The organism is Alistipes communis (assembly GCF_006542665.1).
GTDB classification, from domain to species: Bacteria; Bacteroidota; Bacteroidia; order Bacteroidales; family Rikenellaceae; genus Alistipes; species Alistipes communis.
In genome coordinates this window covers 2,231,622-2,256,814 of the sequence record NZ_AP019735.1, presented here as the reverse complement: position 1 = coordinate 2,256,814, position 25,193 = coordinate 2,231,622, and the positions used below count along the sequence as shown (strand labels likewise).

Here is a 25,193-nt window from a genome sequence, read left to right as displayed (position 1 = left end):
AAGACATCCCTCTTCGGCACCCGATGCGCCGCCCCATGCGGCGGACCGCCGACATCGAAACAGGACGACAGACGACCATGCGGAGAAGCATAAACGAGAAACACCATGAAAATCGAAGCCATTCCCTTTGAGGAACTCGCCGTCGGCAAGCAGGCCGACGGGCTGATCCCCGCCATCGTGCAGGACGACCGCACCCTGCAAGTGCTGATGCTCGGCTACATGAACCGCGAAGCCTACGAAAAGAGCCTCACCGAGGGGCGCGTCACCTTTTACAGCCGCACGCGGCAGTGCCTCTGGACGAAGGGCGAAACCAGCGGCAACCGGCTCGACATCGTCTCGGTGGCGGCCGACTGCGACCGCGACACGCTGCTGATCCGCACCGTTCCCCACGGCCCCACCTGCCACACGGGAACGCAGAGCTGCTTCGGCGAGGCCGTCCCCGAAACCGAGGGGTTCATCCGCCGCCTGCAAGCCGTCGTCCGCCAGCGCCACGCCGCGATGCCCGAAGGCTCCTACACGGCGCGGCTCTTCACGCACGGCGTGAACAAGATCGCCCAGAAGGTCGGCGAGGAGGCCGTCGAGACGGTCATCGAGGCCGTCGCCGGCAACCGCGAGGCGATGATCTACGAAGCCTCCGATCTGGTCTACCACCTGCTCGTCCTGCTCGAAGCCACGGGGTGTTCGATCGCCGACCTCGAACGGGAACTATCGGCACGCCACGCATAGTCGTCCGCCGAAAGCCCTCCCCCGCGGCCCTCCCTACTGCACGCATCGCGCCGCCCGGCAGGAAGGCCGCCGCCCCGTGCGGCAGCCTGCAACCCGCCGAGGCCCATGCCGCTCCGACAGCCGCCGAACAGGCGGACAAGTCCATACGGGAATCCGCCCCTTCCGCAAAAATGCGGAAGGGGCGGATTTTCTGTTCGGCGGCCCGTCGCCCGCCGCTTCACTCCTGCGGCTGGACGACCGACTTCACCTCCGACTTGTTCTCGGTCACCACCAGCAGCTTGTCGCCCACGCGGAGCACCGAATTGCCCTTGGGGACGAAAAACGTCCCGTCGCGCGCCACCATCACCACCAGCGTCGCCGCAGGCAGCACGATGTCGCGCAAGTGGTGTCCCGGCTCCAACATCGCTTCGGTGACGGTCAGCTCGGTCGTCGCATCGTCGAGCATGCGGTTCATCACTTCGTCGTTGAAAATGCGTTCCCGTTCGGGATAGGCCAACCCCAGCCATTCGGCCATCAGACTGACCGTCGTACCCTGCACGACCAGCGACAACAGCGTCACGAAAAAGACGATGTTGAACAGCAGGCTCGAATCCTCCACGCCGGCCACGACGGGATAGGTGGCGAAGATGATCGGCACGGCGCCGCGCAGCCCCACCCACGAAACGTAGAGGCGGGCGCGGGTGGTGAACTTGCGGAACGGCAGCAGCGAGAGGAAGACCGCGGCGGGACGTGCGACGAGGATCATGAACAGACCCGTCAGGCCGCCCAGCAGCAGCACCTCGGGCTGCAACAGTTCGTCGATATTGACCAGCAGTCCCAGCGTGACGAAAAGGATCACCTGAAACAGCCACGTGAAGCCGTCGAAAAACGTTCCGAGCGTCTTCTTGTGAACGATCGGATAGTTCCCCACAACCAGTCCCGCGACATAGACGGCCAGATAGCCGTTGCCGCGGATCAGGTCGGTCACCGAGAAGGTCAGGAAGACGAACGCCAGCAGCAGTACGGCGTAGAGCGACTGGTTTTCGATATTGATCCGGTTGATCGTCCAGACGGCCAGACGGCCGAACGCATACCCTGCCACGACGCCGAGCGTCATCCCCACCACGAAGAGCAGCAGGCTCGTACCGAAGCCCATGCTTTCGCCCGGCGTCAGCAGCCCGACCAGCAAAATGGTCAGAATATAGGCCATCGGGTCGTTACTGCCGCTTTCGAGCTCCAGCAACGGTTTCAGATTCTCGCTCAACCCCTGCCTGCGGCTGCGCAGGATCGAGAAGACCGACGCCGAGTCGGTCGACGACATGGTGGCGGCAAAGAGCAGCGCCAGCAGGAACGACATCTCGGCATTGCACCACGGCGCCACCACGTAGACGAACCCCGCCACGATCAGCGCCGTCAGCGCCACACCGACGGTGGCCAGCACCACGCCGGGCCCGATCACGGGACGAATGGCGCGGTAACGGGTGTCCATACCGCCCGAAAAAAGAATGATGCACAACGCCACCATGCCCACGAACTGAGCCACGGGAGCCGAATTGAAGGAGATGAGCCTCAACCCGAACAACATGCCGACGCCGAGAAACAGCAACAGGGCCGGAGCGCCGAAACGGTAGGCCACTTTTCCGGCAAAGACGGAAACCAGCAGCAGCAACGCCCCGATCAAAATGATATTCTCAGTGGTTAACAACATATCTATTTCATTTATTTCCAACAATCCGGCCGGCTCCCGAAATCGCGGGGAACCGGACGATGCCGCACACCGTCCGGTTCCGCCGCATAACGACGTACTCCGCTACGCCTCGTGGCCGGAACGCACGATGTGCAACTCCGTGAGGGGCCGCTCCTCCAACTCGACGTATTCGAACGCCTGGCAGGCCACGAACCCCTCGTCGGGCGTATGGTAGGCCACGAGCCGGATGGCAGGGACCTGGCTCTGAGCGATGCTGCGCAGGCGCGCCCAGTCGTGACGCGTCAGGCAGTCGGCCACGGCGGAGGCGGCCGATTTGGGATAATAGCGTTCCGACCAGACCAGCGGCACGCGATTCTCGCCGTAGAGCGGCACTCCGCTGTCGCCGAAGAGCCGGACGAGCAACAGCAGTACGCCCGTTGCAAAGATTACGCCGCCGAAAAGCACCAGCGCCGATTTCAGGTCTTCATACCCCGCCGTTGCGGGCAACAGACCGTTTACGACCAACAATACGACGCCCGCAAGCGTCAGACAAAGGGGTACGACTTTCGATTTGCGTCCTTTGACGACGACCCCGTCCGGCAGCGCATAAAGCAGCTCCGCCATTTGATTCTTATTCATAACGATACTACTTATTTAACCTTTTCGATAAGCCGAGCGCAGAATCACGCTTGTACGGATTATGCCAAGGCGGGAAAAGGTGCATGAAAATGAACCTTTCGGGAAAGAGGGACGACTTCTGCGGAGACACCCTTCGGGGGAATCCGCCGGATCGCTCCGCACTTCCCGACAATTCGAAAACTCCCTGCGTTTCAGGGAGCGCATCCCAATCCGTCGACCGATAACGAACGGGAAAGGTCAAATAAGCAGCCGACGCATACGGAAGACGTAATAGTCCACCGGATGCAGTACGGCACAAGGTATCCGCGTGTTGAAATGAGAAAAGATACGGCACCGGACATCGTCCGACGAAACCTCGGACAGACCGCCGCAACGCATGAAATGGATTCCGGAAGGAGCGGTTACGGGACACCGCAGCAAACGGCCGAACGTCTCAGGCCCGCAGTCGGAATGCGCCGGATTGGAAGCGTACTCCGCAATCGAGTCGACGAGCCTCTGCCTGCCGACCCTGAATTCACGCTCCTGCGACGCCGGCTGTGAAGCGACCGCCACCGACCGCTTCACAGCGGACGATGCGGAGGCCGTAACCTCCCCGCCGCCCGACAGGACGGCGATACAAGCAAGCAATATGGTGAGCCATTTATGCATCGAGAGCAAAGATAACGAAAAAATCCGAACCGTGAAACTTTTCCGCCCCCGTATCGGGGCACCGGAAGACGAAAGGCTCAATCCTAATATAAAAAGGCTGAATCGGATCCGGACGGCCCGTTCCGCACTCGAAACAAAGTAAAATATTACATAACAACAAATTAACCAAATAGCAGGGGACACCGGAATGCCGCATCGCGCCCCGCCCCGTCCGGCCGCCGCGATCCGATTCCGCAGCCGGACGGGGCGAATATTCGCAAAAAAACGATATATTTGAGACGACAAACCCTCCGCGTAATGAAAACGCACCTACTCGCACTCCTGTCGCTGTTCTGTATCGGGACCGCCTCGGCGCAGACGCCCCGCGACGAACGCATCGCCCGCGCCGTCGAACGGATGGACGACGGCGACTACGACGAAGCCGCACGGCTGCTGGAATCCGTGCTGGCCGCCGATCCGAAAAACTTCCTGGCCAATTACGAAACGGGCTACCTGCTCTACATGCAGGAGCGCTATGAAGAGGCCGTCGAAGTGCTGCGCCGCATCAAGCGCAAGGACTACCCGCCGCTCTACCAGCTGCTCGGCAACGCCTACGACATGGCAGGCGACCGCAAACGTGCCGTCAAGACCTATGAAAAGGGGCTGCGTGAGAACCCCGACGCCGGACGGCTCTACCTCGAACTGGGCAATATCGCCTACGCCGAACGACAGTACGACCGCGCCCTCGCCTGCTACCGCCGCGGCGCCACGGTCGATCCCGCCCACCCGTCGAACTACCGCAGCCTGGCCCTGCTCTACGCGATCTCGACCGAACCGGTCTGGACACTCGTCTGGGGCGAACTGTTCATGAACCTCGAACGGGGCTCCGGACGCACCTCCGCCATGAGCGAAACGCTCGCGCGGACCTACCGCGACAACATCCGCATCGAAGGCGACACGGCCGTACGCATGACTTTCAGCCGCAACGGCCGCGTCGCACGGGAGGGACTGCGCCTGCGGATTCCGTTCGGGACGGCCGTCTTCGAAGTCGCCGCACGGGCGGCACTGACGGCAGACGGCATTCCCGACAGCCTGACGCTGGACGTGCTGAGCGACATGCGCGAACGGTTCGTCGACCGTTACTTCGAGAAATACGACCGGATGCTTTTCGACGACGACGCGGCACGGCCGCTGATGGATTACCAGCGGCAGGTCAAAGAGGCGGGCATGATGAGACCCTACAACTACTGGGTGCTTTCACAGGGATTTCCCGACGAGTTCCGGCAGTGGCGGGACGAACACGCCGTACAATGGCAGGACTTCATCGCGTGGTTCGCCGCGCACCCGATGTCCGTTCCCGACCCCGCTGCCGGACGGCGGAACCCTTGAACCGCCGGAGGCGCCCCGCCTCTTCGGAACGGGATCGCCGGCGGAGGAAATACGGCCCCGCTTCCGCACTGTAACCCGCACGGTTTGCATGGAATTTGAACGAAACAACCTAAACCCCTGTAAAATTATGAAAAAAGCGATTCTGTTATCGACGATCGCCGCCCTCTGCTGCGGCCTTCACCGGACGAGCGCCTGCACCGGCATCGCACTCTCGGCCGCCGACGGCAGTTACGTGCAGTCGCGCACGATCGAATGGTCGCGCGGCGTTCTCCGAAGCCAATACGTCGTCATCCCGCGCGGCCAGCAGCTCCGGTCGTTCACCCCGACCGGTGCGAACGGACTGGCCTTCACCGCCCGATACGGCACGGTCGGGCTGGCCGTGGAGCAGCAGGAGTTCATCGCCGAGGGAATCAACGAGGCGGGACTCTCGGCCGGTCTCTTCTTCTTCCCGCAATACGGAGGCTACGAATCCTACGACCCCGACCGCAACGACCGCACGCTGGCCGATTTGCAGGTAGCGGCATGGATGCTGACGCAATTCGCCACGATCGACGAAGTGAAGGCCGCCGTGGCATCGGTGCGCATCGTCGCGCTGGAAAAAAGTTCGGTCGTGCACTGGCGCATCGGAGAGGCTTCGGGACGGCAGGTCGTGCTGGAAATCGTCGACGGCGTGCCGCATTTCTACGAGAACGAGGTCGGCGTACTCACCAACGCTCCGGGCTTCGAGTGGCAGCTCACGAACCTCGACAACTACGTGAACCTCTATCCCGGCGATGCTCCCGTCCGACAACTGAGCGGCATCACGCTGCGCCCCACCGGCAGCAATTCGGGATTTCTGGGCATTCCGGGCGATGCGACGCCGCCTTCGCGTTTCGTGCGCGCCGCCTTCTACCGCGCCACGGCGCCGCAGCGCGCCACAGCCTTCGGAACGGTGCTGCAATGCTTCCACCTGCTCAACTGCTTCGACATCCCCATCGGCATCGACCACCCGCAGGGCGACGCGCCCGACATCCCGAGCGCCACGCAGTGGACTTCCGCCATCGACCTGACCCACCGCAGGGTCTACTACAAGACGGCCTACGACAATTCGATCCGCTGCATCGACCTCGCGGAGATCGATTTCGGACGGGTGAAATACCAGTCCCACCCGCTGGACGAGGTGCGCGAACAGCCCGTCGTGAAGATCTCGGTCACGCACTGAGACGCACGGGTCACGGTTGGAGGAGCGCTTCGGCCGTCTCCCCGACCGCCTCTTCGTCGGCATCGCCGAGGCTGAACTCTCTGTCGGCGAAGAGTGCGGCCAGCCCCGTGATCTGTTTGAGCCGCAGCAGTTCGTCGCGGTCCATCCCGATATGGCGCATGATCCACTGGTCGGACATCTGCGCCCGCGTCAGTTCGGCGACGATCTCGCTCATCAGCTCGATGTTGTGCGTGCCGCGCGCCCGATTGTGGCGAATGGTCGACGCCATGCGGTCGGACAGATCCTTGTCGATCACGGCCACGGGCAGCAGTCCCCGTTCGCGCTCGTAGATGCGCTTCGAGGTTTTGAGCACCAGGTAACGATGGTAGCCGTCCACGAGTTCGTAGCGGTCGTTCGCCGCATCGTAGTAGCAGACGCACGGCATCGTATAGCCGTCCTCCCAGATCGACAGTTCCAGCAGCCGCATTTCGGGCGGCGCGACGACGTTGGGGTTGTAGCTGTTCGCCACGACCTTCTCCACCGGAACGGCCCGGACGCCGTAGACCGGACTCCGGTACTCCCCGTCCGGTTCAGATTCGTAACAACGCTTCATATTTCTCCATGATTTTCTTGCGGCGCAGCCTCTCGCTCTTGTTGGGCGAGAATCCCATATATTTGCAGGCGTGGTCGTTTTTGAGGATGCAGATGCAGATACGCTTGAAGGTCGGCAACTGGCTGAACTCGGAAATATCCAGATCGTCGAGATACTCCATGCGCACCTGCCGCTTGTCGGTGCGGTAACCGCTTCGGCCGCCGACCTCGATCGGAACGCCGGCCTTGCGCAGTTTGGCGATGGTCGTCTCGGCGAGGCATCCGCCCTTCTCGCGCCAGAAACGGATGCTTACGGAGAGCTTTTCCAGATAGTTCCGGCGGGTCTCGGCGGGAAGCGTGGCGAGCAGGAAGTGCATGTAACGCTCCCACGTCAGCCCCTTCGGCAGGCGTGCGGACTGCCAGCCGAGCGCCGACGTCCGTCCGTACAACGCCGCGAAATTGACGCCGTTGACCCGCCCGATCATACGCCCCCACATGTCGGGGTCGATCGCCTTGTAGAGGTGCAGGCTCGACAACGCCTGCGAAATGAAGGGGCTGGCCACGCGCTGGGTGTCCAGCGGTACGCCGGCACGGTGGAAGAGGTCGTACAACCGGTTATAGGGCCACCCGAACCGTCCGTTGGCCGTCCACACGTCGGTCGTCAGCCAGTCGTAGATCGGATAGGCGTTGCATATTCCCGCGTCGGCCCATTGGCGTATCCAGCGCCGCCCCTCGAAACGGTGGTGGTTGCGGTCGCTGTATATCGTGCGCCAGCGGTTGAAACTCTCCTGCGTGCGAATGCCGATCAGGCAGCAGGTACGCGTCGCGCCGCACCGCCGGTGCAGCCACTCGGCGAACCGGTTCTGGAACTCGTAGTCCCACATCTCCTCGCTGAAAAAAGGGAAACTGCCGCGCGTGTAACTTCCGGCCGGCATCGCGCGAACCCACAACTCCCGCTTGCCCTCCTCCCACGGGCGCCAGTAACGCTGGAACATGGAGGCGCAGGTGGGCACCTTGAACGGGACGCAGACCCGATAGACGTCGAGGATGTCGGGATTCGACGCCAGCATCCGGTCCACGTAAGAGAGCGTGTCGCGGTACTGGATCTCGTAATCCATGTGAAATACGCCGATGCGGCGTTTCAACCCGTACCGCCGGATGTAGTCGATGCAGAGATTGAGCAGCACGCCGCTGTCCTTGCCTCCGGAGAAGGAGACGTAGACGTTGTCGAAGGCCTCGAAAACGGTTTTCAGCCGCCGTTGTGTCCGCTCGTAGACGTTCATGGCCGGCGGTTTTTCCCGTATTCCATGGCCACGTACTCCTTCCACTCCCGCACAGGCACGAACCCTTCGGCCCGGAACACCTCCGCATGGCGGGTCAGCGTAACGGAACGGATCGTATAGTCGCGGTGGTAGCAGCGCACGATCTCCTGCAAAAAACGGGCGATCAGCCGCGGATCGTCGCCCGACACGTAGTAGTTGTTGATTTTGGCGATTCCGCAGTCGGTAATCTCCACCGGCACGAATCCGAAGACGATCTCCCCCTCCCAGGCGACGAACCACGTGTGCGAACGCGACGTCCAGAACGGATAGTTGTTGTTCTGGCGCAACACGCTGCGCCGCATGACCAAAGGTGCGACGAGCGCATAGAGACGCGGGGAGGTTCCGTCCAGTTTCTCGACAGTCATATTCGGGAATCCACTCTTTTAGACCGAATGTTATATATTTACGACTGAACAGGTTGTATCCGTACTTGTTCACCACAAATATAAAAAATATCGTCCGTTTTCTCAAATTTTCCGACGGGATAAATCCTTCCGTACAGCCGGCGACATCGCAGAAACAGGCCGAATCCCCGTCTGCGGCTTTCGATTCGAATCCGAATCCGATCGAATCGACAGGAGATGAAAAAGCACCGGCAACCATACCGGAGCGCCGTTTCCACCGGATCAGGCCCCGAAAAGGGAGTCGTACTTAAATCTTTTAATATCGTTCCCCCTCCCCCTTCCCTGCCGGCCTCCGCACAGTCGCCGCATAATCGGCTAACCGACAATCATCCCCTGCCATATTCTGCATTTCCGAACGGCTCGGGAATCCGCGAACGAGATATTAAAAAATAATAAATACTAAAAATATCCCGCAAATTTGTTTTTTCAAACAAATAATTTTAATTTCGTAAAACAGTTTCAATACGAAACCAAAACAGAAAAGACAGATAATATCGAGCAAAATACTAATTATCAGAATAATTAACCGCTAATATTCCATGTAATCATCCATCAACCGAAAAACTAAGTTTCAAAATGAAAGACACGATCAAGTACTTAGTATGGATCTTCGCCATCGTCCCGTTCCTGATCGCCTGCGGCGACTCGAACACCGACGACGCCCCGACGGACGACTTCGACGTGCGGTTCGAACTGCCTGCAACGGTCGACGTCGCCAAAGGCGGAGAACTGACCTTCACGGTAAAGGAGGGGAAATCCCCGCTGACTACCGATTCGTTCCTCTTGGAGGGGGGGGGAATTTCCTACCTCTGCCCCATCCTCAGAACATCTTCTGAGAGTTTTACCGTCCGCTTAGCCGACGAGTGCGAATCCGGTTCCTACACAGCCTACCTCAAACGGGACGCACGCAAGAAATCGATCGGCAAAATCTACATCAACATCGTCGACAAGATCGACTTTGAACCGAGCGCCGGCACCACGGTCTTCGGTCTGGTATCTTCGGAGGAAGGTCCCGTCGCGAACGTCGTGGTATCCGACGGCACCGAAGTGACCGTCACCGACGACAAGGGCATCTACGAACTCAAATCGGCCAAGAAGTGGGGCTATGTCTTCATCTCCGTCCCCAGCGGCTACGAAGTAGCGGCGGAGGGCGTGTTCCCGCAGTTCTACCAAACGCTGAAAGGAGCAGCCGACGTCGTGGAACAGAAGGACTTCAAACTCACGAAGGTCGACGGACAGGATCGCTACAAGCTCTTCCTGCTGGGCGACATGCACCTGGCCAACCGCACCAACGACGCCGCCCAATTCACCCAGTTCACCACCGATCTGAACGCCTACATGGCCCAGCACAGCGGCCAGAAGATGTACGCCCTCACGCTGGGCGACATGACGTGGGACCTCTACTGGTACAAAAACAACTATGCGCTGCCCCAGTACCGGGAGACGATCAACCGCCAGGTCAAGAACCTGCAAATCTACCACACCATGGGCAACCACGACAACGACTTCATGACCACGTCCGACTACGACGCGGCCGTCAAGTACGTGGACTGCATCGGCCCGACCTTCTACTCGTTCAACATCGGTCAGGTGCACTACGTCGTCATGGACAATATCGATTGCAGCGCATACGACGGAACCGACTCGCGCAACTACGTCAAGAAGCTCTCCAACGAACAATTGAAGTGGCTCGCCAAGGATCTGGCGTACGTCGACAAGTCGACGCCTCTGATCGTGGCCATGCATGCGCAAATATACAAGCCCACGAGCACGGGCTTCGCCTTCGACCACGACTCGGCCAACACCGAGGCGCTGCTCGCGGCGCTGGACGGCTACGAAGTCCATTTCGTGACGGGACACACGCACAAGGTCTACAACATCACCCCCGACGACGACGTGGTGAAGGGACGCGATATCCACGAACACAACTCCGGCGCGATCTGCGCATCGTGGTGGTGGTCGGGCAACCTGACTCCCGGCGTCCACGTCAGCATCGACGGCGCCCCGGGCGGCTACGCGATCTGGGATATAGACGGAACCGATTTCGCATGGCTCTACAAATCCACCGGCTGGCCCGAGGAGTACCAGTTCCGCAGCTACGACCTCAACAACGTATCGTTCTCGATGGACGACGTCCCCAACATTCCCTCGAACGTACTGATCCAGCTCGCCTACAAGAAATACGTCAACGCCTACCCCGAAAACTCGGACAACGAAGTGCTCATCAAGATATGGAACTGGAACAGCAACTGGGAGCTGAGCGTCGTCGACGAGCGGGGCAAGACGCTCGAATACACGCCGGTATGGGCATACGATCCGCTCCATATCGCAGCGCTCTCCGTGCCGCGCTTCAACAATTCCGGCATCACCTCCACGCCCTCGTTCGTCACGGAATCGGCCACCAACTTCTTCAAGGTGAAGGCCGACGACGCCGACGTCGACCTGACGATCACCGTCAAGGACGAATTCGGGCACACGTGGACCGAGGAGATGCAGCGCCCGAAAGCCTTCTCGACGGATGCCTACAAACTCAGATGATACATAACTAACCTTTCACTAACCAAACCTTACTTCTTATGAAAGTATTCAGACTATCGGTTCTGTCTCTGGTTCTGACCGTGTCGGGAGGTATCCTGGCCCTGGCCGCCCAGAATAGAACGGTATCGGGAAAAGTCCTCGATGCCCAGCAACAGCCGATCGTGGGAGTAGCCGTTCTGGTCGACGGAACGACCCGGGGTACTACGACCTCCGAAAACGGCAGCTTCACGCTCGACATTCCCGCCGGCGAAGTCGTCCTGAACGCCACCTATCTGGGCTACATCCCCCAGAAAGTGACGGTGCCCTCGTCGAAGAGCGAAGTCACGATCTACCTCCAGGAGGACGCCATCCAGCTCGAAGAGGCAGTCGTCATCGGTTACGGTACGCAGAAGCGCGTCAACCTGACGGGCGCCGTCTCGACGGTGAGCAGCAAGGAACTCGAAAACCGCGTCACCCATTCGGTGACCAACATGTTGCAGGGTTCCGTAGCGGGCCTGAACATCACCACGTCGTCGGGTAAACCCGGCAGCACGCCCTCGATCAACATCCGCGGCGTGAACTCGGTCAACTCGGCCGACCCGCTCGTGCTGATCGACGGAGTCGTGGGCGACCTGAACCGCGTCAACCCCAACGACGTCGAGTCGATTTCGGTCATCAAGGACGCATCGGCCGCCGCCGTCTACGGCGCCCGCGCCGCATTCGGCGTCATCCTCGTGACGACCAAGTCGGGGTCGGCCAAGGACGGCAAGGCGACCGTGCGTTACAGCGGCCGCTTCGGCTGGGAGGAAGCTACGACCTCGACCGATTACGAAAACCGCGGCTACTGGTCGGTTTACGAAGTCAACCGCTTCTGGCAGGTCGAGAACGGCGGCGCCAAGTACATCAACTACACCGACCACGACATGCAGCAGTTGCTGGCACGCGTGAACGACAAAACCGAGCATCCCGACCGCCCGTGGGTCGTCGAAGATGTGCGCAACGGCCGCAAGCAGTGGGTCTATTACGGTAACTACGACTGGTGGGACATGCTTTTCCGCGAGAAGCGCCCCGTTCAGCAACACAGCGTCTCGCTGAGCGGCGGAACGAAAGACATCAAGTACCTCGTTTCGGGCGCCTACGACCGTCAGGCCGGTATGCAACGGGCTTTCCCCGACATCTACAACAAGTACAACCTGCGTTCGAAGATCGATTTCCGGATCAACAAGTGGGCGACGTTCTCGAACAATACGTCGTTCTTCAGCTCGAACTACAACTCGCAGGGCGACAGCGGCATCGACAATACGCTCCGCTACGGCTCCGTCCACGCGCTGGCCTGCTATCCGATGCAAAACCCCGACGGGTCGTGGCTTTACAGTTCGCCCTATCAGAACTACAAGGTCGCCAACGGCCGCCATATCATGCTCAACGAGGGCACGCACCGCAACGTCGATCGCCGGAGCGACTTCTCGAACACTTCCCGATTGGTCATCACACCTTTCAAGACACTGAGCATTACGGCCGACTTCACCTACCGCCTCTATCAGGAACGCAACACGAGCAGAAGTTCGCCGCTCTCTTATCGTGAATATCCCGACGGCCCCATGCTGGAATACAACACCGGCGCCGGCCTGAACCGGCTCGACGAAGAGGTCAATACACGCAACTACTACTCGACCAACGTCTTCGCCAACTACGACGAAACTTTCGGCGGCGTGCATCACCTCTCGGGAACGTTCGGCATGAACTACGAGACATGGGCCAGCAAGAACATCTCCGTCGGGGCCGAGCAACTCTCCTCCGTGGATCTGGACGACCTGAATCTCGCCACCAAGGTCGGTTCCGAAGACGCCTACGGCGGCGGCCAGAACGAATACGCCTTGCTGGGCTTCTTCGGCCGTATCAACTACGACTATAAGGGCCGCTATCTCGTCGAAGTGAGCGGCCGTTACGACGGAACGTCGCGTTTCGAAAAGAACAGTCGCTGGGGCTGGTTCCCCTCGGCATCGGTGGGTTGGCGCATCTCGGAAGAGCCCTTCTTCGGCCGTGCGAAGAACGTGGTCGACAACCTCAAACTGCGTGCCTCGTTCGGTTCGCTGGGCAACCAGATCATAACGAATAACGGTAGTCAAGTTTACTACACTTACCTGCGACTGATTACGAACCACGATTTCGCCAGCTTCACCTTCGGCGACGGCAGCGTGGGCAAATACTCCTCGCTGGGCGCGCCGGTGGCTTCCGACCTGACGTGGGAGACCGCACAGCAGTGGGACCTGGGTCTCGACGTATCGATGCTGGGCAACCGGTTCAACCTGACGGCTGACGTCTACCTCCGCGACACGAAAGACATGCTGACCGAAGGTATCGCACTGCCCGGCGTCTACGGAGCCGATTCGCCTAACATGAACTCCGCCGACCTGCGCACCAAAGGATACGAGCTCACCGTCAACTGGCGCGACCAGTTCCAGTTGGCCGGCAAACCGTTCGAGTACAGCATCGGATTCAACATCAGCGACTACAAGAGCGTCATCACCAAATACGACAACCCCGAACGTTCGTTCGCCAAGGACTATTACGAGGGCATGGAGATCGGCGAAATCTGGGGCTTCGTCACCGACGGATTCTTCAAGACCGACGAGGAGGCCAAAGCCTACGCCAAGGAGGTCGACCTGAGTTACAGCAGCGGCCGACTGACCGGAGGCTGGCTGGCCGGCGACCTGAAATTCGTCGATCTGGACGGCGACGGCATTTGGGGCATCGGCGGCGACACCGTCGACAATCCGGGCGACCGCAAGATCCTGGGCAACTCGCGTCCGACATTCTCCTACGGCATTAACGCCAGCATCCGCTGGATGGGCTTCGACGCTTCGGTCTTCTTCCAGGGTACGGGCAACCACTATTGGTACCCCAACGGACAGACGATGAACTTCTGGGGCTGCTACTCCGCCTCCTACCTCTCCTTTATGCCGATCGATTTCCACGGCAAGGTATGGTCGGAAGACAATCCCGACGCCTATTTCCCGCGTCCGCGCGCCTACTCCGCAACGGGCGGTTATCTGGCCAAGGTCAACGACCACTATCTGCAAAACATCCGTTACCTGCGCCTGAAAAACCTGACCGTGGGCTACACCATCCCCGTGAGCCTCACGAAAAAGGCCGGCATCGACCAGATCCGCGTCTACTTCTCGGGCGAGAATCTCGCCTACTGGTCGCCGCTCAAAAAGAACACCAAATACGTCGACCCGGAAGCAGCTATCAACCGTTCGAGCCATGCCGAGTTCAACCGCGTCTACTATCCGTGGCCCAAGACCTTCATGTTCGGCATCGATGTCACTTTCTAATTCTAAATTTCGAATACAATGAAACGATTAATCATATTGGCCCTTACGCTGACCGTAGGATTGTCGGCCTGCGACGTACTCGATCTGGAGCCTAAAGACCGCGTCACGCAGTTCGACTACTTCAAGACCGCCAATGATCTCGAACTGTTCTCCAACCCGTTCTACAACAACCTGCTGGACAAGGAACCCTTCGACGAACAGAGCGATCTGCTCGTCCAGAACACCCTCTCCGCCATTCTCTTCGGCGGCAGTCATCGCACCGTGCCCGAATCGGGCGGAGGATGGTCGTGGACGGATCTGCGCCGCATGAATACCTTGTTGGAATACGCCGACATGTGCGAAGACAAGGAGGCCGTCACCAAGTACACCGCCGTGACGCGCTTCTTCCGCGCCTTTTTCTATTTCGAAAAGGTAAAGCGTTTCGGCGACGTACCCTGGTACGACATCCAGCTCGGTTCAGCCGACGAGTTGCTCTACAAGCCCCGCGACTCGCGCGAACTGATCCTGACCAAGATGCTCGAAGACATCGACTACGCCATCAACAGCGGCGGCCTGACCGAATCGGCTGCCGACCCGTACCACGTCAACAAGTGGGCGGCACTGGCGCTCAAAGCGCAGTTCTGCCTCTACGAGGGAACCTACCGCAAATACCACAACCTCAACCTCGACGGCCACGATGCGAACTACTACCTCGATCTGGCTGCCAAGGCCGCCCTCGAAATCATCGAAAAGGGCCCCTACAAGCTCTATCAGACCGGACACCCCGAAAAGGACTACCTGACGCTCTTCGCCCAGAAGGACGCCAGTCCCGAAGAGTACATTCTGGCTATCAAGTTCGACTACGCGATCGGCGCGCGCCACAACGCATCGGCCTATACGCTGCTGCCGACGCAGGGACGGCCGGGCCTCACCCGCAAGTTCATCAATACCTATCTGATGGACAACGGCACGGCCTTCACCGACAAACCCGGCTGGCAGGAGATGCAGTTCATCGAAGAGACGGACGGCCGCGACCCGCGTCTGGCGCAGAGCATCCGCACTCCGGGCTATACGCGAATCGGACAGACCAAAGTCGAAGGGCCCATGTTCGACGTCACCGTCACCGGCTACCAGCCCGTCAAGTTCGTACAGGACCCCACGTCCAACAGCAACAACAACGACCGTGTGGACTCTTCGGACTGCGATATGCCCGTCTACCGCTTCGGCGAAGTGCTGTTGATCTATGCCGAAGCCAAGGCCGAACTGGGCACGCTCACGCAGGACGACCTCACGATCTCCATCAATAAGCTCAGAAGCCGCGCGGGCATGCCCGACCTCGACATGGCCAAAGCCAACAGCAACCCCGACTGGTATCTCTCCTCGGCCGAGTACGGCTATCCCAACGTGACGGGAGCCAACAAGGGCGTGATTCTCGAAATCCGCCGCGAGCGTACGATCGAGCTGCTGCAAGAGGGACATCGTTTCGAAGATCTCGTCCGCTGGAAGGCCGGTACCTGCATCGATCAGGCGATCACCGGCATGTATTTCCCCGGCCCGGGCGAGTACGACCTTACGGGCGACGGCAAGGCCGACCTGATACTTTACGCCAAAGGGTCGGCCAAACCCTCGGCCGACGAAGGCGTCTATGTCTACGAACTGGGCACGGATATCTTCCTTTCGGAGGACACCAAGGGATACATGGCCTTCCATAAGGATGTCGAGCGTACCAAATTCAACGAGGGAAGGGACTATCTCTATCCGATCCCCAGCGGCGAACGTTCGCTCAACAAGAACCTCACGCAGAACCCCGGCTGGAACGACGGTCTCGGTTTCTAAGACGATAATCACCAAAAACGCAAAACTATGAAATTCCTGAAATATTTTTGTGCAGCCTCGCTGCTGGCGGCATCCGCAGGCACGCTGTGGAGCTGCGACGACGATGACGACAAGAGACTCTCGGATGCGGTGCTGGCCAGTGTCAGTTCGCTGACGTTCGAGGCACAGGACACGTCGGAGAAGATCATCACGGTCTACGCCGACGCCGACTGGGTGACGGAGATCCCCGATTGGGTGACCGTCACCCCCACCGAAGGAACCGGCGTCATGGACGTCACGGTTTCGGTCTCCGAGAACATGCGCGACGGCGCAATGGACAATCCCCGCAAAGCGAAACTCGTTTTCAAGGGACGGACGCTCGCCAGCCGTGCCGAGGTGCTCGTCTCGCAGGTCGGCAACAAATTCCGCGACATTCCCGAATATCAGAAGATCGGCGACGTGATCGCACTGGACGACGAGGCCGCCGTGAAGATTCCTTCGGCGCTCGTAATGGCCGTGACGAACAAGGGATTCATCATCAGCGACGACCAGCAGTCGGGAGCCATTTTCGTCGAAGACACCGAGAAGGTGGCAGTGGGCGACAAAGTCTGCGTCTGGGGCACCAAGTCGAGCGACGGCGCCAAACTTCCGATCATCTCCTGCGCGGAAAAATCCGACGATCCGAACAGGGAGGGCGACAAGGTCGAAGTCCTGTCGTCCGGCGCGACGGTGACCTACCCCACCCCGACGGACCTCACCGAACAGATCGACACCTACACCTCGGCCGAACGCAGCTACGTCACCGTGACCGGCTTCTTCAATGGCAGCACCGTCTCCGTCGCCGACGACGCCAAGTATTCGGTGAGTGCCCTGGATATTCCCGAAGAGATGGGTCTGGCCAAACTGAACGGCCACAATATCACCGTATCGGGTTACTACGCCGGTCTGGCCGAGCCCGTACACCGGATCATAGTGACTACGATCGTGGACAAGGGCGCAGTCGAAACCGTCTACTGGACCGAAGATTTCGAATGGCTCGAACCCTGGGCTATCGCAGGCGACAATAAGGGCAAACAGGCCGGTCAAACGGTGGAGAAAGACGACCTCGATGCCTACTGTCCGCAGCTTCCGACCTCGATAGTTGACGGAGTATCGACTTTGCAGGCGCTCGAAGCCAAAGGGTACGAGTTCCTGCGCGTATGGGATCCAAGCAAGGACGAAGACGAATGTATCTATCTTCAGAAGAACTATCTCAAATTCGGCAAAACCGCTTATCAGGCCGGTATCGTTTTGTCGAATATCGAAGGCGTTCCCGAAGGGGAAAAGACAACCTTCTCGTTCGACTGGTGTCCGATGCGACAAGGTAGCGGCAAGATCGATCCGGTCAATCTGATCGTTATCGTGCAGAACGGCAGCAACCAACAGCAATTCGAAATTCCCACCCACGGCTGGGAAAGCGGTCATAAGCTCGAATGGATCAAGGCTGAGATCGATCTGGCGGGCATCACGATCGACAAGAATACGAAAATCACCATCAAGCAAACGCAATGGCCTGCTAAAACAGCGAATCGCTGGTTCCTGGACAACATCAAGATCACCAAGGCCGAATAAACTCCGGTCAACTCTCTCTTCACGGCAGACGGCCGTCGACCTGCACGAGCAGCGTCGGCGGCCGCTGCTTTTCCATTGTTCCCGCACTCCGAGAGGTGCCGGAGAAGCACCTTCGCAATTTTATCTCCGGAAATATTTTTCTATCACTAAAAAACTTTCTATCTTTGAATAGCGAGTCGTATCAAGGCCGAGCGAAAAAACACAGGACTTCATGAAATTCACCTTTGGTAGACAGCAAAGCGACAGCTCCCTGATCTCCGCAGTCAAAAAGGGCGACAAAGGAGCCTACGAGCAACTCTTCGTACGCTACTACCCCACCTTGTTGCGTTTCATACACGGTATGCTCAAAGATAACCACATGGCCGAGGATATCGCCCAGAATATCTTCATGAAACTTTGGATTCACCGCGAAAAGCTCGACAGTACGCAATCGCTCAAAAACTACCTATTCGTATTGGCCAAACATGAAATATTCAACATTTTCAAGGCCAAGCGTACGACCATGCTCTCCCTGCTGCCCCAGCTCAACGACCGCGATATCGAAGATCGAGGCTATTCGATCGAAGAGCAATACAACTATGCCGAACTGAACGAGCTGCTCATCCAGAACATCTCAAAAATGCCGCCCCAACGGCAATTGATCTTCCGCATGAGCCGCTGCGAACATCTCTCCAACCGCGAGATCGCCGAACGGCTGGGTCTCTCGGTGCGCAGCGTCGACAAACACATCGAACTGGCTCTGAAAGATCTTCACAACTCCATCTGCTGATTCTCCCCCTCCTTCCTTCGTTTTTCCATTTTTTTCGCCATTCCGATTACGCAATCGGGAGCGTTCGGTTGTTCTTATTATAGCAGGACGTCCGGAAGAGGCACGCGTCCGGCGAATAACAAGGGAAAAGGGTCATGACCAAACTAAACGAATATTTCGAAAACAAACTCTCCGCACAAGAACAGCTCGAAGTGCAAATGTGGCTCGCCGAGAACGGATACAATCCGGATGCCGAAGCACAACTGGAAGAGCTTTTCGACAAGCTGCACGTCGACGACGAAGCGGCAGCCAGAGCCGCCTTCCAACAGGTCGCCAGCCGGCTCGGCATTACCGCAGAAGCACGAAACACGACCGCCTGCCGCTCGCGTATCGCCGCATGGAGCCAACGAATCGCCGCAATCCTCATCGTTCCGCTCTTGTGCGCAGTCTGCCTGCTCTACGCCACCCGTCAGCCGGAAGTAGAGTGGTTCGAGAAACAGGTACCCTACGGAGAAATCGCCTCTCTGACCCTTCCCGACGGCACGCACTTGCACCTCAACTCCGGCAGCCGCATTACCTATCCGTCGGCCTTTACCGGCAAGGAGCGTCGCATCTTCGTCGACGGCGAAATCTTCGCCGATGTGGCGAAAGATCCCCACAAACCCTTCATCATTCGTTCGGGCGACGTCGGCATTCGCGTTCTGGGCACCAAATTCAACTTCAAGTCCTATACGAACACCGACTGCATCGAGCTGTTGCTGGTCGACGGGGCGGTCCAGTTCGACATCGACACCGATACCCGCAAACAGCAATTGCGGATGGAGCCGGGCGATCTCGTACTCTACGACCGCGTCTCGAACGACATCAACCTCTCGACGTTCCAACCCGAACATTTCAAATCGTTCGCGGACAACAGGGCCATCCACTTCTTCAATCTGCGTATGCATGACATCGCGTTAGACCTCGAACGACTGTTCGGCACCCGCATCGTCATTCTCGACGAGGCGCTCGCTCAGACACGTTATTTCGCCTATTTCACCAATAACGAAACGCTGGATCAAATTCTCTCGGCGATCAATTCCGACCGCAAGATGAAGATTTCCCGTCGCGACGGAGTCGTCTACCTTTCGTTGAAATGACAAACCCGAATCCTGCCGACAACCCAAACCTAACGCCTATGGAAAACTGACTATCACTACCTTCCGCTTTTTCCTGATCCTTTTCCGTTATTCGTCCGGATGCCGCCGACCCCGGCATCCCTGCCTTAAATTTGAACCTTAAACCAGCCTAATCATGGGAAAAGACTGCAATCGTCGAGGATTTCGCTCCACGAATTTCCTCTATGTAGTTATTCTCTGTTTGTTGCTCAGCCCTGCCACGGGTTTTGCTCAAACAAAGAGAATCAATCTCGAATTGAAGAACGTAACCGTTCAGGAGGCAGTGACCTCGCTGAACCGTACCGAAAACTACTCCATTCTCGTCAGTTCGGACGAGGTAGATCTGAACAAACGCATATCCATTTCGGCCCAAAACGCCACCATCCGCGAAATTCTCGATCAGGTATTCGCGGGGCAGGAAGTCAATTGCACGATCAACGGAAACCGCATCATCGTCACCAAGCGGCAATCCGCGCCCATGGCCGAAACGCCGACCGCCCCGGACGACTCCGTATACGGCCGAGTGACCGACACCAAAGGACAGCCGATTATCGCTGCGACGGTCACGATCGAAGGATCCCAAAAAGGCACACTGACCGGAGCCGACGGGACTTTCGAATTGACGGAGGTGACCTTTCCCGCCCAACTCAACATCTCCTATCTGGGTTACATCACACAAACCGCAACAATCGAGCAAGGGGGGGGGAATCTTCCGCTCAACATCGTCCTGAAAGAGTCTGACAACCTGATGGACGAAGTCGTAGTCGTCGGCTACGGTACACAGCGCAGAGCCAACCTGTCCGGAGCCGTGGCGACTATCAGCGGCAAAGACCTCAATGCCCGTCCGGTCGTTTCGGCAGCCAACGCGCTGCAAGGCGCCGACCCTTCCGTGAACATCACCTTCGGAACCGGATCGCCCGAATCCTCCTATTCGATCAATATCCGCGGTTCGATTTCCCTCAATAGCGGTTCGCCGCTCGTACTGGCCGACGGCGTGGAGGTGAGTCTCAGTCAGATCAACCCCAACGACATCGAATCCGTATCCGTGCTCAAAGACGCCTCGTCATGCGCCATCTACGGCGCCAAGGCTTCGGCCGGCGTAGTGCTCATCACGACCAAAGCGGGCAAGAAAGGCCAACGGGCCCATGTCACCTACAACGGGCGCTTCGGCTGGGCCAAGAATACCACTTCGACCGATTTTATCGATACGGGTTACGACCACGTGCGTATCGTCAACCAGTTCATGAACGACTCGTCGGACGGCACGATGGACATTTTCCGCTACACCGAAGAGAACGGCGGTCTGCAAAAACTCTACGAGCGTCGCAACGACCGTACGCCGCACCCCGATCGTCCATGGGTCGAAGTCGGCAACGACGGCAAGTACTATTACTACGGCAACTTCGACTGGTACGGCTATTTCTACAACCGCGTGCGGTCGCAGCAGGAACACAACCTCTCGCTCTCGGGCAGTACGGACAAAGTATCCTACTACGCAAGCGGCCGTTTCTACCAACAGTACGGCATGTTCAACATCAACAAGGACAAGTTCAACGACTATGCCTTCCGCACCAAGGTATCGGCTCGGATAGCTCCGTGGCTGAAATACTCGAACAACACCAGCTTCGACACCACGGACTACAAGTACGGTGGCCATCAGGACTACGAAGGCACGATCAACGCCCTGCAATCGAACATCTGCGCCGCATTCCTTCCCTACAACCCCGACGGCACGATCGTACAATACGTCAACCAACTGGGCAAGAACTCCCCGATCGGAGCCGGCCGCGGAGGACAGATGACCGCCGACCGTTCGAAAAACACGCGCGAGAAACGCTACCTCACCTTCTCGAACCAGTTCGACGTCACGCTCTTCAAAAAACTCGTCCTCACAGCGGTCTACGACTACCGTCAGCGGGACAATCTCTTCAAATACCGCAACAACACGTTCGAATATTCGCGCCAGCAGGGCGTCGTGGAGACGTTCACGTCGGGATCGGTCGAAAATTCCTACCGCGAGATACACCAAACCTACAAAGGACATAACGTCAACATCTACGGAACTTACGAGAATTCGTGGGGCGGCCACAATCTGAAAATCACAGCCGGAGGCCAATACGAAGACTACCGCTCAACCTCGCTCGACGCAAAACAGACCGACCTGTCGAGCGACGACATCGACTCCTTCACGGTAGCGACGGGCCCCATCACCCTCTCGCAATCGATCACGGCCTACCGTACGCTGGGATTCTTCGGACGAGTGAATTACGACTACAAGGGCCGCTACATTTTCGAGGCGAGCGCCCGCGGCGACGGTTCGTCGCGCTTCGAGTCCGACCATCGCTGGGGCTTCTTCCCCTCTGCGTCGGCCGCATGGCGCATCAGCGAGGAGTCGTTCTTCACCCCGGCACGGGACATCGTCGACAACCTCAAATTGCGTCTTTCGGTAGGCAGTCTGGGCAATCAGCAGGTATCCGACTATGCCTACATCGAGCAGATCAGCACCGACAATCAGATGAACTATACCTTCGACGGACAGGAAAAAGCCTTTTATGCCAACGTCACGGATCCGCTCTCGTCGGGTCTGACGTGGGAAACCGTAACCACCTACGACGTCGGACTCGACGTAGGCCTTCTGAACAATCGTCTCAATTTCACCGGAGACTATTATATCCGCGATACGAAGGACATGCTCACCACTTCGCTCACGCTGCCCAGCGTCTTCGGCGCCAATACCCCGAAAGCCAACTGCGCCGACCTGCGCACAAAGGGCTGGGAGATCTCGCTGAGTTGGCAAGACGAATTCCAACTGGCGGGGAAACCCTTCTCGTACTACGTATCGGCTTCCGTGGGTGACTACATTACCAAAATCACCAAATACCACAATCCTGATCGGGTGATCTCCGACCGCTACGAAGGTCAAACGCTGGGCGAAATCTGGGGATACCACGTCGAAGGTCTGTTCAAAACCGACCGCGAAGCCGCCGAATACCAGGCCTTGATCGACGACAAGGCGGTCAATAACCGCGTCTATCAGAACAAAGGGCCTGCCGGCAACCGTCTGCGCGCGGGCGATGTCCGTTTCGCCGACCTCGACGGCAACAACATCATCTCCGAAGGTTCGGGCACCGTGGACGATCCGGGCGACAAACGCATCATCGGCAACTCGCTACCCCGTTACAACTACTCGTTCCGGCTGGGTTTCAACTGGATGGGATTCGACATATCGGCCTTCTTCCAGGGCATCGGACGTCGCGACTGGTATCCGGCTGCCAACCAAGCCTCCTTCGACTTCTGGGGCCCCTATGCCTTTCCGCCCACTTCGTTCATCCACAAGGACTTTTATTCGAACTGCTGGTCGGAGGATAATCGCAATGCCTACTTCCCCCGTCCGCGCGGCTACAATGCCTACTCCGGCGGTGCGTTGGGCGAGAAAAACGACCGCTATCTTCAAAATCTCGCCTATCTGCGTCTGAAAAATCTCACGATCGGCTATACCGTACCCGAGAATCTCACTCGCAAAATCGGTATCAGCCGCGCCCGCATCTATTTTTCGGGTGAAAACCTCTGCTATTGGTCGCCGCTGAAAAAACACAACAAGACCATCGATCCCGAGCTGGCCGGATCGAGCGGTACGAACAAGGCCAACTCCGGAACAGGATACGCCTATCCCAAAACGCTTTCCATAGGCGTCGACATCAGCTTCTAACGCATAAAGAAAACGACAGATGAAAACACTGCAAAAAATATTGGCAACGATCCTGCTGGGCGCCGCATGTTCCAGCTGCGACCTGACCCTTATTCCCGAAGATACGGTCACTCCGCAGACCTTCTTCAAGACGGAAACCGATCTGCGGCTGTGGACCAACCAGTTCTATACGATGCTCGAATCACCCGACAACGCCGCCGGCCTCAATGCCGACGATATGGTCGACAAGAGCATGGGCGACGTAATATCGGGAACCCGTATGGCCTCCAACGAAAAAGGTTGGACCTGGACCGCCCTGCGCAAAATCAACTACTATCTGGCGAATTCGCATAACTGCACCGACGAAGCCGTCCGCACCAAGTACGACGGCGTGGCCTACTTCTTCCGCGCCTATTTCTACTACGAGAAGGTACTCCGCTACGGCGACGTACCCTGGTACGAGCAGGTCATCGGCTCCGAAGAGGAGGAGTTGCTGAAAAAGCCCCGCGAAGATCGCGGCATCATCATGGATCACGTGATGAACGACCTCAAAAACGCAATCGAAATGCTGCCTCGCGAAAAGGATGTCGCCCGCGTAACCCGTTGGTCGGCCCTGGCTCTCAAATCGCGTATCGCCCTCTACGAAGGCACGTGGCGCAAATACCGGAATCTGCCCGATGCCGACAAGTATCTGCAACTGGCCGCCGACGCCGCATCGACCTTCATCTCCGAAAGCGGCTACTCGCTCTACAAGGAGGGAACGGAACCCTATCGGGATCTCTTTTGCAGCGACGACGCCAAACAGGAAGAGGTCATTCTGGCCCGCATCTACAACTTCGAAGGACTGAATCTCTCCCACAACGTGCAGTTCAACATCCGCAACTCCGCAGCAGGTTTCACGCGCCGTTTCATGAACCATTACCTCATGGCCGACGGTTCGCGCTTCACCGAAAAAGAGGGACACGAAACGATGTCCTACACCGAAGAGACCGCCGGACGCGACCCCCGTATGGCACAGACCGTACTCTGTCCGGGCTACATCGCCAAAGGCGAGGAGTCGGTCACGGCGAACGACATGACGGCGATGACAGGATACGAACCTATCAAGTTCGTCTCGACGGCAGCCCACAGCGGAGCGTCGAAAGGCACCTCCGACTGGCCGTTGTTCCGTACGGCGGAGGTCTATCTCAACTACGCCGAAGCCAAAGCCGAACTGGGAACGCTGACGAAAGACGACCTGCTCATTTCGATCGACAGAATCCGCGACCGGGCCGGCATGAAGGGGCTCGACATGGCCGCTGCCAACGCCAATCCCGATCCCTTCCTCCTGGCCTGCTATCCCAATGTCACCAAAAGCGAAAACACGGGAGTCATCCTCGAAATCCGTCGGGAGCGCACGATCGAACTCGTGATGGAAGGGCTGCGCATGTGGGACATGTTCCGCTGGAAAGAGGGTGCGCAACTGGTCAACGAAACCAACCCCTACTACGGAATCTATTTCTCCGGACCGGGACTCTACGACATGGACGGCGACGGCAGGAACGACCTCGAACTCTATGTCGACAAGCAGACCAGCAGTCCGGCCGACGGATTGACGGTACTGCGCATCGGATCGGACATCATTCTCTCCGACATGGCGGAAAACCGCGGTTACGTGGTGGCGTGGAGTACGCTGAAATACACTTGGAACGAGGAACGCGACTACCTGTGGCCCATTCCGGCCGACCAGCGCGTACTGACGGGCGGACTGCTGACCCAGAATCCCGGATGGACCGACAGCACCGATTTCGACTGAC

General features: G+C 58.4%; 17 protein-coding genes. 11 read left to right on the top strand and 6 right to left on the bottom strand.

The window, feature by feature from the left end; translation table 11 throughout:
- Positions 1–105: 105 nt before the first annotated feature.
- Entirely contained in the window at positions 106–726 is a 621-nt protein-coding gene (gene hisIE, locus FMF02_RS09155; RefSeq protein WP_141412920.1) for a bifunctional phosphoribosyl-AMP cyclohydrolase/phosphoribosyl-ATP diphosphatase HisIE, read from the top strand.
- A 217-nt stretch (positions 727–943) separates the two neighbouring features.
- Here hisIE and FMF02_RS09150 read toward each other — a convergent pair whose 3' ends face one another.
- The 3 genes from FMF02_RS09150 to FMF02_RS09140 all read right to left on the bottom strand — a co-directional run bounded on the left by FMF02_RS09150 (position 944) and on the right by FMF02_RS09140 (position 3,679).
- The gene (locus FMF02_RS09150) at positions 944–2,413 is read right to left on the bottom strand and encodes a potassium/proton antiporter (protein ID WP_026074825.1); all 1,470 of its coding nucleotides are present in this window, start codon (positions 2,411–2,413) and stop codon (positions 944–946) included.
- Between the two features lie 102 nt (positions 2,414–2,515).
- Positions 2,516–3,031 (bottom strand): hypothetical protein, encoded by a 516-nt coding sequence (locus FMF02_RS09145; RefSeq protein WP_026074826.1) that lies wholly within the window; start codon positions 3,029–3,031, stop codon positions 2,516–2,518.
- A 237-nt stretch (positions 3,032–3,268) separates the two neighbouring features.
- Positions 3,269–3,679: a hypothetical protein gene (locus FMF02_RS09140; RefSeq protein ID WP_141412919.1), complete on the bottom strand. Its 411-nt coding sequence runs from the start codon at positions 3,677–3,679 to the stop codon at positions 3,269–3,271.
- 297 nt (positions 3,680–3,976) lie between these two features.
- Here FMF02_RS09140 and FMF02_RS09135 point away from each other — a divergent pair, with 297 nt between their 5' ends.
- Both FMF02_RS09135 and FMF02_RS09130 read left to right on the top strand, forming a co-directional pair.
- The gene (locus FMF02_RS09135; RefSeq protein WP_141412918.1) at positions 3,977–5,047 is read left to right on the top strand and encodes a tetratricopeptide repeat protein; all 1,071 of its coding nucleotides are present in this window, start codon (positions 3,977–3,979) and stop codon (positions 5,045–5,047) included.
- A gap of 127 nt (positions 5,048–5,174) precedes the next feature.
- Positions 5,175–6,248 carry a linear amide C-N hydrolase gene (locus tag FMF02_RS09130; RefSeq protein WP_141412917.1) on the top strand — a complete coding sequence of 358 codons (1,074 nt, stop codon included), beginning with the start codon at positions 5,175–5,177 and terminating at the stop codon, positions 6,246–6,248.
- A gap of 10 nt (positions 6,249–6,258) precedes the next feature.
- On the opposite strand, the gene FMF02_RS09125 is transcribed toward FMF02_RS09130, so the two are convergent.
- From FMF02_RS09125 to FMF02_RS09115, 3 genes are read right to left on the bottom strand one after another with little or no spacing between them, the layout of a single operon-like run.
- A complete protein-coding gene (locus tag FMF02_RS09125; protein ID WP_019130068.1) occupies positions 6,259–6,840 on the bottom strand; it encodes an IbrB-like domain-containing protein in 582 nt (193 codons plus the stop codon).
- Positions 6,818–8,101: a DUF3440 domain-containing protein gene (locus FMF02_RS09120; protein WP_019130069.1), complete on the bottom strand. Its 1,284-nt coding sequence runs from the start codon at positions 8,099–8,101 to the stop codon at positions 6,818–6,820. Before FMF02_RS09120 ends, FMF02_RS09125 begins: the two co-directional genes overlap by 23 nt.
- Positions 8,098–8,505 (bottom strand): hypothetical protein, encoded by a 408-nt coding sequence (locus FMF02_RS09115; protein ID WP_141412916.1) that lies wholly within the window; start codon positions 8,503–8,505, stop codon positions 8,098–8,100. Before FMF02_RS09115 ends, FMF02_RS09120 begins: the two co-directional genes overlap by 4 nt.
- A gap of 615 nt (positions 8,506–9,120) precedes the next feature.
- Between FMF02_RS09115 and FMF02_RS09110 the strand changes: the two genes are divergently transcribed.
- From FMF02_RS09110 to FMF02_RS09075, 8 genes are all read left to right on the top strand, one after another.
- Positions 9,121–11,082, top strand: coding sequence for a calcineurin-like phosphoesterase C-terminal domain-containing protein (locus tag FMF02_RS09110; RefSeq protein ID WP_141412915.1), 1,962 nt, complete (start codon positions 9,121–9,123; stop codon positions 11,080–11,082).
- Positions 11,083–11,120: 38 nt separating this feature from the next.
- Positions 11,121–14,399 (top strand): SusC/RagA family TonB-linked outer membrane protein, encoded by a 3,279-nt coding sequence (locus FMF02_RS09105; RefSeq protein ID WP_162852314.1) that lies wholly within the window; start codon positions 11,121–11,123, stop codon positions 14,397–14,399.
- Positions 14,400–14,417: 18 nt separating this feature from the next.
- Positions 14,418–16,214, top strand: a complete 1,797-nt coding sequence (locus FMF02_RS09100) for a RagB/SusD family nutrient uptake outer membrane protein (RefSeq protein ID WP_141412914.1) — start codon at positions 14,418–14,420, stop codon at positions 16,212–16,214.
- Positions 16,215–16,241: 27 nt separating this feature from the next.
- Positions 16,242–17,804, top strand: a complete 1,563-nt coding sequence (locus tag FMF02_RS09095) for a BACON domain-containing protein (protein WP_019130074.1) — start codon at positions 16,242–16,244, stop codon at positions 17,802–17,804.
- 211 nt (positions 17,805–18,015) lie between these two features.
- Positions 18,016–18,573: an RNA polymerase sigma-70 factor gene (locus FMF02_RS09090; protein ID WP_019130075.1), complete on the top strand. Its 558-nt coding sequence runs from the start codon at positions 18,016–18,018 to the stop codon at positions 18,571–18,573.
- Positions 18,574–18,707: 134 nt separating this feature from the next.
- Positions 18,708–19,691, top strand: coding sequence for a FecR family protein (locus FMF02_RS09085; RefSeq protein ID WP_019130076.1), 984 nt, complete (start codon positions 18,708–18,710; stop codon positions 19,689–19,691).
- 274 nt (positions 19,692–19,965) lie between these two features.
- On the top strand, positions 19,966–23,418 hold the full coding sequence (locus tag FMF02_RS09080) for a TonB-dependent receptor (RefSeq protein ID WP_141412913.1): 3,453 nt from the start codon (positions 19,966–19,968) through the stop codon (positions 23,416–23,418).
- Positions 23,419–23,437: 19 nt separating this feature from the next.
- The gene (locus FMF02_RS09075; RefSeq protein ID WP_141412912.1) at positions 23,438–25,192 is read left to right on the top strand and encodes a RagB/SusD family nutrient uptake outer membrane protein; all 1,755 of its coding nucleotides are present in this window, start codon (positions 23,438–23,440) and stop codon (positions 25,190–25,192) included.
- Position 25,193: the final 1 nt, after the last annotated feature.